The following is a 13,988-nucleotide window of genomic DNA, read 5'->3' as shown; positions in this document are numbered from 1 at the left end:
CGCGGGGGAAGTACGGCGCACGCACGTTGACGGCGAACGCCTCTTCGTAGGAGGACCGGTTCCCGGTCCCCCTCGAGCCCATGGGCAGGGCGGCGGCGTTGCCCTCAGCGATGCCTGCTGCCCCTACCCTAGCGTCCTGGCCTGGTGCTGCTGGCCGGGGGCCCGCCTGGAACCGGACCTGACCCTCACCCTGCGCTGAGACGCCACCGCCGCGCAAGAGCCGACCAGAGCGACGAACCCGAGGCTGGCGTCCGCACGTCGGCGCGGCGTAGCAGATCGGCGGCTCATGACCGAAACTGCGACGCACCCGATCACCTGGCGTGATCCGTCTGCCAGGAGGCCTGGATCATGGCCCGTTCCGTGGCGACGAGGTGGGTGGCCGCGGCCAGCCACGCCCACGCGTACCGGTCGGGGCCGGAGTCCGCCAACCGGCCGAACACGTCGCGCGACCTGCGGTCGGCCTCTGCGGTGAGCTTGGTGGCCAGGTCGGCGGCGGAACGGAACCCGGCCCGGTGCAGCGGGGCGTGGGAGTCACCGTTGCGCGCCGACTCGGCCACCGCGCGTCGCCCGCCGGAGACGCCCAGCTCGACCAGCCGCCGAACCCGCCAGAGCGGTGCGCTCGCCACCGGGTCCACCTCGGTCCCGGCGCCCGGCTGCCCCGGCAGGCACGCCTCCTGCGGCGGGAGATGGGAGCCCTGCAGGCGGTCGTACCCGAGGTCGGCCCGGTCGTGCCATTCGGCCGGGAGGCGGAGCGTCGCCTCGGCGCCCGGCACCGGGCCCACCGCGAGCGGGCGCAGGGTGGCCGCCCGGTCGGGATCCACCCTGCCCACCACTCGCACCAGCAGACCGGGGCGGGACGCGAGCCGCTGGAGGTTGGCGACATGGGCCAGGTCGGGGTGGCTGGTGGCCGGGACGAGCCGGATCAGCGGGCCGTGCGCGCGTACCGGGCTCGGGGGATCGGCCGATGGTACGCCGTCGGGTATCACCCCGGAGGCGCCCAGGTGGTCTCCTTCGGGTCTTGGGACGTCCGCGTGGTCGCTTTCGGATAGCAATTCGCGGGAGCCCAGGTGGTCACTCACCGGTAGTAGTTCGCGGGCGAGTACATGGTCGCCCGCCGCACCGATGATCACCAGGTCGCATCCGACTGGTTCGCGAGCCTTGTCCTCCGTGTCTGACTCGCTCCAGGCGTGCCCGGATAGCCGGGGGCCGGCCGCCTCCGCCAGCGGGCGGGCGAACAGGGCCGCCAGCGGCCCCTCCGTCCACGGCAGCCCCTTCACCGGGGTAGCCCGTACGCCGCCGCCCGCCCCCAGACGCCCGTCCGGCGAGATCGTGGCTCCGGTGATCAGCAGTCCCGCCCGTACCAACTGGGCGTGGTTCAGCATGGCGGGGCCGATCGAGACGGGCGCGGTGGCGGCCCCGCGGGCGCGGGCCGGACCGCCCGGTTTGACGTCTGCGACCGAGAACCATCGGCCATCCTCCGTGACGAGGTGGGTGACCACCCCGCCATAGCCGGTGGCACTGATCACCGGCTCCCGGAAGACGCCGTACACCCGCAGGCTCCCGCCCGGCTGATAGCTTCGGCGCACGCTGCCGACCAGCACGGGGTCGGGGTCGGCCCCCGCCAGCCGGCCCGCGATGAGCAGGAGCTCGCGCAGCGCGGACACCAGGTCGGCGAGGCGGTGGCCCTCGTGTCGGGCCCGGGCCGCCCGCAGCCCGCGTACGACCCGCAGAGCGGCGGCCTCGGCCTTGGGCAACCCGGCCAGCCTGGCCGAGTGCGCGGCCCTGAGCAGCTCGGCCTGCGGCACCGCACCGGCCGCCGGCACTCCGGCCGACAGGATGGCCGCGGCGGCGGCCCACAGACTTGACGCGGCCGCCACCTGCGCGGAACCCGGCGCGGTTGCCGGCACTTGCCCGGCGCCTGGTCCCGCAGCCCCCTGAGCGACGCCTGCTCCCAAAGTGCCCTGAGCGGGGTTCCTCCCTGCGGCTTGAGCGGCATCCGTCCCCGATGCCTGAGCCGCGTTCGGACCTGCGGCCTGAGTGGCGTTCGGACCTGTGCCCTGAGTGGTGTTCGGGCCTGCGGCCTGGGTCGCGCCTGGCGCTGTGGTGCTCGCCTGCGCGGCACTTGGTCCGGCAATCGCCGCGTGCGCGGGCTCTGCGGCCGAGTCCGTGGGTGTCCTGACGGGCGCGGACCCCGCGACCATGTCGGTGCCGAGCGGGTCGGCACCTGCGGGGGAGCCGTCGGAGGTGTCCGCCTCCGTTAGCTCCGGGTCCGCCACCGGGCAGGCACTCAGTACGGCCGCGCGATGCAGACACCGGGGGGCCAGGAGGCAGCTGCACCGCGCCTGGCCGTCGTCGGCGATCGCGCCGGACGGTCCCGGCGAGAGCGTGACCACGGCGTCCTCGCCACAGCTGATCCGGATGCCCTCGGCGTCGGCGACGACGGGCACGGCGGCGTACTGCTCGATCGCCGCGTCCAGCTTCTTGCGCAGCCGGGACGTGAGGCTCTCGACCGCGGCGGCGACCACCTGCGGCGCCACCGGCGGTAGCGAAGTTGGGGCATTCATCGGTTCTCTCCCCTGAGGCGGTCGCCGACCCATCGGGCGAGGGCGAGCGGGCTGAGGGCGGCGACGGGCATGCCGGCCGCCACGAGCTGCTGGGCGACGGGAATCGAATAACGGGGTACGCCACTGTCGTCCAAGGCCGCGCACCCCAGCAGGTGGACACCGGACCCGGCCAGCGCCCGCACCTCGCCGAGCAGGCCCCCGATCGGGTAGCCCTCCTCGAAGTCGCTGACGACCACGACGAGCGTACGGCTCGGCACCGTGACCAGCGACCTGGCCCGGGCGAGTCCCGCGGCGATGTGCGTACCCCCGCCGACCCGCACTTCGAGCAGCAGGGACAGCGGATCGGCCACCCGGTCCGTCAGGTCGATCACCTGTGTGGAGAACGACAGGAAGTGGGTGGACAGCGTGGGCACGCCCGCCAGCACCGCGGCCGTCAGCGCGGACCACACCACCGACGCCTCCATCGACCCGGACACGTCGACCACCAGGATCAGCCGCCAGTCGGCCTCCTGGCGGGAGCGGGTGCTGAACACCGGCCGTTCCGGGACGACCACGATCCGGCCGTCGTCGAGGCGGCGCGTGTGCGACAAGTTGGCTCGCAGGGTACGCGGCAGGTCGAGCCGCCCACCCGGACGGCGAGTCGGACGCGGGGTCGCCAGCCCGGTCATGGCGGGCCGCATCCGCGTCGCGAGCTCCTTGGTGAGTTCTTCCACCAGGCGGCGTACGAGTGGCCGCAGCTTGGCCACCTGTTGCTCCGGCAGGCCGCCCGCCAGCGAGAGTACGGAGGTCAGCAGTTCGACGGACGGCCGTACCGAGGCGGGGTCGAGCTCGCTGAGCACGTCGATGCGCCCGGCATCGGCTGCCTTGGCCAGCACCTCCTCCCGTACCTCGGTACCGAAGAGGGCTTCCAGCTCCTCACCCCACTCACGGGCGGTGGGGAACGGGTGCTCCCTGCCGCCGGAGTCGCCGCCCGGCCCGAAGTCGTTGGCGCCTTCGCCGCGCCCCGCGCCGTACAGCTCGTCCAGGGCGCGCGCGTACGCGCGAGCGTCGGCCGGGAGCCGCTCGGACTCCCGCCCGAGCAGCAACCGCCACCGGTCAGCCGGCAGCAGCCTCCGCTCAGCCCGCCCGTCCTCGTCGACCGGGAGCGGGGGTTCGGAGAGAGCCGCGCCGTCCAGCGACGACGGGGACTCGGAAAGGACCGCATCCACCTCGCCCCCCAGCGACGACTGCGGCTCGGAAAAGACCGCGTCCGCCTCCTCAGGGTGAGCTGTCTCCGCCTCCTCACGGTGAGCCGCCTTGGCCTCCTCACGGTGAGCCGCCTTCGCCTCCCGCCCAGCCGGTACGGTCCGCACGTCCGTCTGGTCGGATGCCGCGCCCGCCACGGCGGGCATGGGGAGTCGGAGTGCGTTCAGGGCGGCCAGGCCGGCGGAGTCGGCGGCGGTCCAGAGGGCGAGGAGTGCGGGCGGCGCGTCCAGTGCCAGGTCGAGCCGGTCGCCGAGCCGCTCCGACACCGCCCCCAGCAACCGCGTACGGCCCGCCGGGCTGAGTGTGTCGAACCCACCGCGCAACGCCGGCAGCCGGTCGAGGAACTGCTTGTCCGACAAACCGTCCACACGGTCCATCAGCGGGTCGAGCGCCGCCGGCGCCGACTGGAGCAGCGGCCCCGCCGCCGTGAGTACGCCGGTCAGCAGGCGGCTCAAACGCAGGCGCCCGTCCGGCCCGGTGGCGGTGTCGACCCAGCCGGCGGCCCGGTCGCCGAGCGCGTCGGCGCTGTCAAGGTCGAGCAGCACCCGGGCGGCCAGGGCCGCGCCCTGCATGAGCGGGGACGCGGTACGCGCCAGCACCGCCAAGGCGTCGTCCATCCGCAGCCCGAGGCGCTCTTCGCCGACCCGCGAGGCGAGGGCGACCAGCGCGACCGCGTCCTCCGGCTGGTCGCTGCCCGCCAGGCCGGGCAGGGCGCGGACCGCGGCCTCCAGCAGGCTGCCGACCAGTTCGGTGGCGTGCTGACGGTCTTCCGGCGTGGTGCCGGGGAGGTGCTGCCGGCGCAGCGCCTCCAGCAGATCGAGGGCATCGAGCAGTTCGGTGAGCGTGGCGGTGGCGGGCAGCGCGACGGCCGCGTCGGCGAGGCGGTCCGCGACCAGGTCGGGCAGGTCACAGCCGGCCGCGGCACGGAGCCCGTCGAGGATCAGGGCGCAGGTGGGTCCCCCTTCCGCGGATTCGCGGCGGAACGTCTCCCGCAACGTGCCGGCCGCTGCCTGGGCGAGGGTCACGCCGCGTACACCCGCCAGATCGAGCAGGGCCGGTACCGCCGGGGTCCAGGCCATCCGCCATCTGGTGGTGAGCGCGGTTGAATCGCCCGTACCCACCACCTCGATCGGCTCCCCGTATCCGACGCCGCAGACCAGCAGGCGCCGCAGGAGAACCTCCCGGCGCGCGTCCAGGTCGGAGCGGAGCGGGTCGAGGCGTAGCTCACGGCGTTCGGGGTCGTCCGGGCACGGGAGCCTGAGCGCGGCGAGATCCGCCTCGACCGCTGGGCCGAGCCCCGAACGTGGTGTGCCAGGCGCGGTCCGGCCGCGTTCGGTGCCGACGAACACGATGTCGAGCGCCTTGGCCAGAGCCCGTCCCCTCCCCAGGGGCTCGCCCTGGCCGAGCACGGTCGTCACCGCCTCCAGCAGCTCGCCCCGGCCTGGGGCGGGCAGGCCGCGCAGCCGGGCCAGGTCGCAGGCGAGCCGCAGCGTCTCGACGGCCTCCCCGGTGCCCGCGGTGTGCCCGGCGGCCCGCAGCTCCCGGCACAGGTCGGTGATGGCGCGGGCGGCGCCGTCCCTGACCCGCTCGGGATCGCCACCCGCCACGAACACCGCCTGCTGCCAGCGCGGGTCACGGATCCCCGCCGGGTAGCCGGACCGCGAGTCCAGCAGGTCGAAGGCGTACGGCACCAGCGAAGTGACCGACGACGAACCGTCGCCCGCGGACGGGCTGATGATGCCACCGCCCGCGGACGAAGGAGTTGTCCCGCCGCCCGCCGACGAAGCAGCGGTTCCACCGCCCATGGACGAGCCAGGACCACCGCCAGCAGGCGAGCCAGCGGTACCGCCGCCTGCAGCCGAGCCAGTGGTGCCGCCGCTCGAAGGCGAAGGAGCGATACCGCTGCCCGAAGACGAGCCGGCACTACCGTGACCTGCGGACGGGCCGGTGTCACTATCCGTGTCGGGCCAGGTCAGCGCGGGTGCGTGGAAGGCGCCGACCACGGCGACGACTCGCCGGCCGCCGGTCGCGGCTCCCGCGATGACGCGGCGCATGTGCGCCTCGCGGGCCAGGTCCATGGCCGGGACGCCGCCTGCCGCCGCCGCGTCCCGGCGCAATGCCCAGCCGACGCCGAGGGCGGCGCGGCGGACCGCTTCGGGTTCGCAGCCGGGGGCGAGGACCTCCACGGCCCGGTCCCACATGTCGTCCCCATCGCGGCCGGTCCCTGCTGCGGCCAGTGCCTCGGCGAAGGACATACCTCGTGAGCCCGCCCCACCCGCCGACGCCCCCGGCTGTGTGCCGGACTCCTCCGCTGAATCCGACGCCATGCCGGACTGATCCGCCATATCCGACGACGTGCCGGGTTCCTTGGCCGTACCCACCGGCGTCTCCTGCGACGTGCCGGAGCCCTCGGACAGGCCCGGCAGTGGGGCCTGATCGGTGGCGTGCCAGCCGGGGTCGGACAGCGGGAGGTCGCAGCAGAGCACCTCGGCGCCGCGCTTCCAAGCCCATCGAATGGCCGCCAACTCCGGCGAGAAGTCGGCGAACGGGTAGAAACCCAACCCCCCGTCGCCACGTGCCCCCGCGAGGGCGACCGGTGCGACGGTTCCGGGGTCGGCCAGGTACGTCAGCCACGGCTGGAAGTCCGCGGGCAGTTCGACGCAGACCACTTCGGCGTCGGCGGCGTCCAGCAGCGCGGGCAGGACCACCGCCAGCGCGGGGCTGTGGTGCCGCACCCCCAGCAGGTACGGCCGGGCGGAGGCAGCCAGTGCGTCGACCACTCGCCTGGGATCATCACCCCAGTCGTCGTCGGCTCCCTGAACGGACTGCGTAGCCTGTACGGATCGCACGGTCTGGGCGGATCGCACGGAGTCGGCGGTCTGGGCGGACCGGACAGACTCCACGGTCTGGCCCGCCTGGACGGCGCCCACGGACTTGGCGGGCGGATCGATGTCCTGGGTGGTCAACGGAGGTTCTCCCGCAGGTCCCAGAGGCGGCGCCACATCGCGGAGCCGTCCTCGGCCCGTCGTCGCACCGGCCCGTCCCAATAACCGAGGAGCCGCCCGTGATCAGCGGGATCGTCCTTGCGTACGACGCCCAGCAGGTGCCCCGGCACCAGGTCGAGGACGTCCCCCCTGGGCAGGTACGCCGCCGCGACCCCCAGCGAGGCCGCGACCTGTACGGCCTCGGCGGTGGACATGACCGTGCCGGGGCGCTCCACGTCCCAGCCCTCGGCCGAGCGCCCGGAGCGCAGGTCGCGGAAGACTGTGACCAGCGCGTCGAGCACGGCGTCGTCCACGCCGAAGGCGGCGCCCGCGCGCTGGACCACGGCGGTGGCCTGGCGGCGTACCAGGGTGGTCTCCGCCTCGGCGTCGGAGATGGGGTCGACGGTCTCGAAGTTGAACCGGCGCTTCAGGGCGGCCGACATCTCCGAGACGCCGCGGTCGCGCAGGTTGGCCGTGGCGATCACGGTGAACCCGGGCGAGGCCGCCACCTGGGCGTCCTCGGTGCCGGCGAGTTCGGGTACGCTGACCCGCCGGTCGGACAGGATCGACACCAGGGCGTCCTGTACCTCGGGCAGGCAGCGGGTGATCTCCTCCACCCGGGCGACGCGGCCGGAGCGCATGGCCGTGAGCACCGGGGAGTCGACCAGCGCGGCGGGGCTGGGGCCTTGGGCGAGGAGAAGGGCGTAGTTCCAGCCGTAGCGGAAGGCGTCCTCGGTGGTGCCCGCGGTGCCCTGCACGGTGAGCGCGCTGGTGCCGCAGACGGCGGCGGCCAGTAGCTCCGACAGCATCGACTTGGCGGTGCCGGGCTCGCCGACCAGTAGCAGGCCGCGTTCGCCGGCGAGGGTCACCACGCAGCGTTCGACGAGGGCGCGTTCGCCGACGAACTTGGTGGCCACCTTCATGCGGGACGTGGGCCCTTGCAGGGTCTCCTCGCCGCTGCCGCAGATGAAGGTCACCACCGCGCGTGGGGTTAGCGCCCAGCCGGGCGGGCGGGGGCCGTCGTCGTAGGAGGCGAGGAAGGCGAGTTCGTCGGCGTATCGCTCTTCGGCCGCGAGCACCTGCCGGGCCGGAGCCCGGTCTTCGGTCAAAGTCATGAGGTGAAGTCCTTAAGAGAGTCGGGGAGGGTGCGGGCTCAGCGTCGCCGTCCGCGCTTGACCTTGAGCTCCTCGAAGCGCGGAACATCGCCGTCGCGCACCCGCTGCCACGCCTTGGCGTAGAGGTCGGCGACGGGCTCGATCGGGATGCCGTCAAAGGTGGTCAGGTCGAACATGGCCAGCTTCCACTGCTCCAGCGGAAGGAGCGGCGCCGACTGCTCCGCCCACCCGCCGGGCAGGAACAGCGTGCGCGCCGCCCGGCTGCGGCTCGCCTCGACGACGAGGTCGGTCGCGGCCAGCTCGGCGCGGGCCGCCTTGAGGCGGGCGGGCTTCCAGCCCGTCCACCGGGCGATGTTGCGGTCGGTGGGGTCGGGCAGGGCCAGCAGCATCAGGTAGTGGGCCGCGGCGTCCTCGCCGAGCCCGTACTCCTTCGCCACCTCGATGACCAGATCGGGCACGGACCGGGTGGGATCCTGCGGCCACCACGTCCCGTCCGCGTCCCGCTCCCCCTGCACCGGGTCGCCGGGGTCGGCGAGCAGTGCCGCGAACCGCGGGTCGCGGGCGGTCCGGAACGCGATCTCGACGGGGAACGGCTCCTCGGTGCCGAGCAGGGCGCGCAGGTACGGATCCTCACCCGCCGCGTCCAGCAACGCCACGCGGATGCCGGGAGCGGGTCTGTCGTCATGGGTGGCCATGACGACGGCGCCGTATCTCTCGTAGCCCTGGCCGGTCTCGGTCGGGGCTCCCGCTGCCTTCCTGAACGCGGGCAGGTCGACGTAGCGGCCCAGGTCGAGCATCAGGTCCGGGTTGGCCAGCCGGTCGCGGACCGCGGCCAGCGCCGCCGGCAGCGCGGCCCGGATCGGATCTCCGGCGGGCAGCCGGTACGCCAGCCACCGCGCGGTGGTGACGGCCGCGACCAGCGAGCTCGTGGTGAACCCGGTGGCGTTGTCGTCGACGGGTGCGACCCGGTCACCGCGTACGGTCCAGGCCAGGTCGTGGCTCAGCTCCGGCGAGGCGGCCGGGTCGAGCAGGGCCCGCAGTGCCCGGCTCGTGTCCCAGCCGGTTCGCACCGCGCGAGCCGCCTCCCCGAGCAGCCATTCGGGAATCGCCGCCTGCGACCCGACCTTGTCGTTCCACAGCGCCGCCCCGGCGGCCACGTCCGGGCCGTCGCTCCAGAGCCGGGCCGGGTCGCTGGGCAGGAGCGCCGCGACGACCGCCCGCCGGATGCCGGCGTCCGTCTTGCGCAGCTCGTCCCTTGCCACGGTGGCATCGGCTAGTTTCACGCCGATCGTGGTACGGATTTCCTTGGTGAGGAAGTTGCGCTCGTGCGTGTCCACGGACGGCAGACCCGCCACGATGAGCCGGGCCATCGTCTCGGAGACGCCGGTGAGCCGGGCGAACTCCTCGGCCGCCTCGGGCCGCCAGGGCGCCGGTCCCCGCGCGGCCAGCTCGGTGAAGAACGCCTCCAGCCAGCCCGCCTCCCGCGCCACCCCGACCGGGACCGAGGACCGGGCCGTATAGGGGTGGGGGACGTCGAACCGCCCGGCCGGGTCGTGGAACAGCACCGTCCACACGCAGCCGGAGTCGTCCGGGGATCCCGAGCTCACGAAGGCGAGGAACGCGCCATCCTCCAGCGGCAGGGTCCCGAGCCAGTTGCCCTCGCGCCAGTTGCCGTCAGGCTTGATCAGATGGCGCTTGTCGAGGTGCAGGTCCATCCGTCGCCAGCGGGACGGATCGGCCGTGGTGGGCAGTCCGAGCTCGCTCAGTACGCGGAGCAGCTCGTGCAGCGTGGCGCGGTGTTCCTCCTCGACCGTCACCGTCGCGACGCGGAAGGCCAGGGCGGCGGTGTCGTCGAGCACCAGATCCCATCGCAGACCCGAGTCCGGCAGGGCCGGCAGGTCGAGGTGAGTGCGGCCCAACCTCGACGAGGACGAGGCCGCCAGTGCGGGGCCCGGCTCCAAACGCCCCGACGCCGAGCCTCCGGACGCCGACACTCCAGACGCCAAGGCTCCCGACTCAGACGGAGCCGGCTCAGACGGAGCCGACGCCGACGCCAGCCGCCGCCCGATCGTCTGGATCTGCTGGAAGGCGCCGTCGGCCCGCAGGCGCCAGGAGTATTCGACGAAGTCGCCGAGCCCCCGGAGCGCCTGGTCGAGCAGGGAGTCCGCGGGACCGGCGGGCGCCTGCTCCTGGTGTCCGCCGGCGAGCGCCTCGGCGAGCCTGGCCGCGACGGTGTGCAGCGAGGTCTGCTGGGTCCCGGCGAAGCGGACGACCCCCGCGATGCCGGCCACGAGCGCGTCATGGCTGACCTGCGGAAGCAGGGTACGGATCCGCGCCTCCAGGTCTTCCTCCCCAGCGACCGCCAGCAGGGCCGCCGCGGTCTCCAGGTCGAGGGCGCGCAGGGCCGCGGAACCCTCCGGATCCCTCGGGCGCAGGTAGCACCAGTAGCGCACCGGCGGCAGGATGAGGCTGCCCATGGCGAAGTGGCCGGGGGCGTCGTCCGTGCGGGCCACGGCCGTGACCACGCCGTCCGGATCGACCAGGTTGAGCCGGTAGCCCCCCTTGACGATGGTCCGCGGCCGGTCGTCCCCGGGGAACATCAGGACGCGCGCCGGCGTCCCGGCGTCGGGCGCCAGGGTGAACGTACGGCCGGAGATGTCCTCACCGCGCATCGACCCGTCGGGCAGGCGCACCACGCGCCAGCCGAACAGCCCGCCCACGGGAGTGCCCACGGGGGTGGCCTCGTCCGAGGGCGCGGGAAGCACCCATCCCGCGTGGAACTCGCTGCCGGCCGGGGCGTCGCGGAGCGCGTCGGCGAGGAAGGCGGGCATGCCCTTCCTGCCCACCTGTCCGCCGGCCGGGTCGTACTCGTACCAGTCTCTGGTGCCGTGATCGGAGCCGTCCCAGGTCCACACCCAGTAGGAGGTGCCGTCGGTGATCACCGACGACTCCTCGGGGAGTGCCGTGTCGCCACGGTGCAGCACCCCCTGACCGGTGGTCCGTCCGCCGCCGGGCAGGGGCAGGGTGACCGCGTCGTCGCCGCGGTACCAGTCCATGCGCGTCCCGCGGGTGTTGGTGGCGCCCTCCATCGGGTGGAGGCGGTCAGGGGTGGTGTGCCAGTAGCCGCGCAGCCGATAGTCGAGGTCGCGGGACTGCCAGTAGACGAGCAGCTCGCCGTCCACATAGTGCAGGCCGATGTCGCTCCAGGTGTCTCCGGACGGGATGCGCAGGTCGTGGGTGAGCACGGTGCCCTCGGGACCGAGCACCCGGGCCTGCGCGGCGCCCGCCGTGAGCAGGTACGGCCAGGCGTCGGCGACGACGATGTCGTCGACGTCCTTCTTCGGTACGAGCGACGCGGCCGCCTCCTCCCAGGCCGGCCAGCCCAGCTCGTCGAACAGCCCGGCCCGCAGGGTGCGGGCGAGCACCGGCGCGATCTGCGCCGCCGCCGCCCGGCGTACGTCGTCCTCGGCCAGGACCAGCGCCTCGCCCGGCAGCCAGGCCAGCCGCCGCAGGGCGTCGGGCAGGTCCGGCAGCCCGGCGGCCGTGGAGCGCAGGGCCACCTTGCGGGTCCATTCGGCCAGCATCGGCCGGCCGCCGGGGGAGGTGGCCAGCAGGCGGACGGCCCGCCGGCCGTCCTCGTCGTCGCTGAAGCCGTCGGCCGCGCGCTCGAAGGAGGGCCGGAACCGGGCGTCGGCGGCCAGGGCGACCAGGTCGCGCTGCCCCTCCCCCTTCGCCCAGGGCTCCAGCCGCAGCGAGTCGCCGTCATCGGGATCGCGTACCGGAATGTCGAGGGCCAGCAGCAGGTCGAGCAGGTCGACGTCGTAAGTGACCGTCAGTGTCCGCCGCTGCGCGGTCAGTTCGGCGCGCAGTTGGTCGGCCGCCCGCTCCACCAGCGTGTAGAGGGCGGGCAGGCGGAACGGCACCCGCCAGCCGTAGTTGCGCGCCTTCAGGAAGCGTTCGAGCCAGCCGGCGGTGCCGTCGCCGGGCCGCTCCGGCACCTCGCCGGAGACCAGCCCGGCGGTGGCGCCGGACGCCTCGAGGATCTCCAGCCACAGGCCCGCCAGCTCGTTGTCCCGGGCCTGCGGCATGATGTTCAGCAGCGTCACCCGCACCTCGGGCTCGCGCGACGCCAGTGCCGCGATCCCCGTACGGTGCGCCTTCCACCAGCCCGTCGCGGCCCGATGGGCGGCCGGCAGGGCGAGCAGCTCGGCCAGGTAGGCCTGCTCCCCCGCGTCCACGTCGACTCCGGCGGCCTTGGCCAGGCGGCGCAGGTCCGTCGTCATCTGCGCCGACGGCGGCAGCCCGCCCGCGGTGCGCCGTACGCACAGCCGCGTGAAGCGGCGCAGCGCCTCGTCGGCGGTCACCCGGGTGGCCAGCTCCTTCGCGTAGCCGGACAGCACCTTGACCGGCAGCGCCCCCGCCAGCGCGAACTCCAGGAACACCTCGTCGAGCCGGTCCTCGTCCACGGCGAGCCCGTGCTGCGCCTCGGCCCGGCGCGCGCTGGCGAACATCTGCGCGGCGTAGACGGCGTTCTCGACGCCCAGGAACACCCGGCCGCTCTGCTCGTAGAACGTGGGCAGGAAGTGGGGCACGGAGGCGGCCAGCTGAGCGGCCAGCTGCTGGTAGGCGTCGAGCGCGGCCTTCGGCTTGGACTTCGCCTGCCGGGCCGCGCGCTCCAGCTCCGGCACGACGGCGAGCGCGTGATGCCCGTCTTCGGGGTGGTGCACGAGCACCCATTCGGGGAAGCCGAGCGAGCGCCGCAGGCCCAGGCCGACCTCGGCGGGCTCCCCGTCGGGCGCCAGGCCCAGGAAGCTCGCGGCCAGGTCCTCGGCCGAGCCGAGCTCCCCGGCGACCAGCCGCACGACCACCCGGTCGTCCAGCCCGGGATGGCGGTAGGTACGGGCGGTCATCGGCACCGCCCGCTCGCCGCCCCCCTCGGTGCCGAGCGGCAGCACGGCACCGGCCTTCAGCAGCTCCGCCGCCTGAGACGCCGTCTGCGGTTCTGTTGCCTGAGACATGGTTGCCTGAGACATGGTCACGCGTCCTTCCCCTCTTCGACCCGCCGCCCGGCGTAGAGCGCCGCGGCCATCCGCATCCCCTCCGACCAGGCCACCGGCCCGACCTCGCGCAGCGGCAGTGTCCTGCCGTCGAGGTCCTGCCAGCTCAGGTCGCCCGTCGTCATCTCGCCGTCCCAGTAGGGCTCGCCGATCCAGACGGTCGCCTCCGACAGGCTGCCGCCGTCGCGGACCCGGCAGGTGGCGTAGCCGCCGGAGACCCGGTAGCCGAGCGCGGTCGCCCGCGCGGCCAGGCCGAACCTGGAGTCGTAGGTGCCGCCGGAGAACTCCGACACGGCCGTCTCCGTCGCCTTGAGATCGGCAGGCTTGCGCCAGGTGGCCCGGTGGATCTGCTCGACCTTCTGGACCACGCCCAGCTCCGCGGCGAACTCCCGCAGGTCGTCCAGGTCGGGCAGCAGCACGGGATGCGGCAGGGTCACGGTCCGCGGCGACAGGCGTACGGTCTCGCCGTCGAGGTTGACCACCCGCAGCTCTCCGGTGTCGGTGGCGTCCCGCAGGAAGCCGACCTCGTCGGGGTCGTCACCGACCACGGCCAGGTCCCGCAGGGCCGACTGCCACGCCTCGTCCGGCCACACGCGGGCCAGCAGCCCGGTCGGCACCGGCAGGGAGGAGACCATCCAGAGGTCCACCTGCGCCACGCACGCGGTGGCGTGCCGGTCGAGCCACTCGGCGAAGCGGCGCAGCCGGTCCACCTCGGGGTGATCGCGCAATGCCTTCGGCAGCGACTTCAGCTGCCGTCCCGCCGCCCGGCCGGAGGTGGCTCGCGCCGCCACCCGGCCCTCTATGAGGGCGACCTCATACCCGTCGCCCGCTGCCAGCCAACCCAACGGTCCCCGCCTTTCACCGTGCACGAACGTCGAATGAGCAGGGGTTTTCCAGCCCCTGCTGTGCAACTGCGCCGAACGTTAGCGACCCCGACCGACAAACCCGTTCGCGGTCCTCCAGAGGCTCCGACGGCGCGCACGGGGGTGGGGTGGCGAGCCGTTCGCGGGCTGTTTTGTCGCC

Annotated in this window: 5 protein-coding genes; all 5 read right to left on the bottom strand. The window is 74.1% G+C overall.

The genetic code is table 11. From position 1 onward, the window contains the following. Positions 1-311: 311 nt before the first annotated feature. The 5 genes from AB0B64_RS39645 to AB0B64_RS39625 are packed head-to-tail and all read right to left on the bottom strand — an operon-like array spanning position 312 to position 13,810. Complete coding sequence (locus tag AB0B64_RS39645; protein ID WP_358184334.1) at positions 312-2,564, bottom strand: SWIM zinc finger family protein; 2,253 nt, start codon at positions 2,562-2,564, stop codon at positions 312-314. Continuing rightward, positions 2,561-6,775 (bottom strand): DUF5682 family protein, encoded by a 4,215-nt coding sequence (locus AB0B64_RS39640; protein WP_358184331.1) that lies wholly within the window; start codon positions 6,773-6,775, stop codon positions 2,561-2,563. The genes AB0B64_RS39645 and AB0B64_RS39640 overlap by 4 nt, the downstream gene beginning before the upstream one ends. Further along, positions 6,772-7,908 (bottom strand): AAA family ATPase, encoded by a 1,137-nt coding sequence (locus AB0B64_RS39635; protein ID WP_358184328.1) that lies wholly within the window; start codon positions 7,906-7,908, stop codon positions 6,772-6,774. Before AB0B64_RS39635 ends, AB0B64_RS39640 begins: the two co-directional genes overlap by 4 nt. Before the next feature lie 38 nt (positions 7,909-7,946). After that, complete coding sequence (locus tag AB0B64_RS39630) at positions 7,947-12,926, bottom strand: DNA-binding protein (RefSeq protein WP_358184326.1); 4,980 nt, start codon at positions 12,924-12,926, stop codon at positions 7,947-7,949. A 17-nt stretch (positions 12,927-12,943) separates the two neighbouring features. Continuing rightward, positions 12,944-13,810 (bottom strand): DUF4132 domain-containing protein, encoded by an 867-nt coding sequence (locus AB0B64_RS39625; protein WP_358184323.1) that lies wholly within the window; start codon positions 13,808-13,810, stop codon positions 12,944-12,946. Positions 13,811-13,988: the final 178 nt, after the last annotated feature.

It is taken from the genome of Nonomuraea sp. NPDC049129 (genome assembly GCF_040648495.1).
Lineage (GTDB): Bacteria > Actinomycetota > Actinomycetes > Streptosporangiales > Streptosporangiaceae > Nonomuraea.
The sequence above is the reverse complement of the archived record's forward strand: the minus strand, read 5'-3'. Positions and strand labels throughout refer to the sequence as shown.

What these genes read in the sequence shown, in the direction of transcription:
- AB0B64_RS39645 (WP_358184334.1), bottom strand. Translation starts at nt 2,564, where the DNA reads ATGAATGCCCCAACTTCGCTACCGCCGGTGGCGCCGCAGGTGGTCGCC.
- AB0B64_RS39635 (WP_358184328.1), bottom strand. Translation starts at nt 7,908, where the DNA reads ATGACTTTGACCGAAGACCGGGCTCCGGCCCGGCAGGTGCTCGCGGCC.
- AB0B64_RS39630 (WP_358184326.1), bottom strand. Translation starts at nt 12,926, where the DNA reads ATGTCTCAGGCAACAGAACCGCAGACGGCGTCTCAGGCGGCGGAGCTG.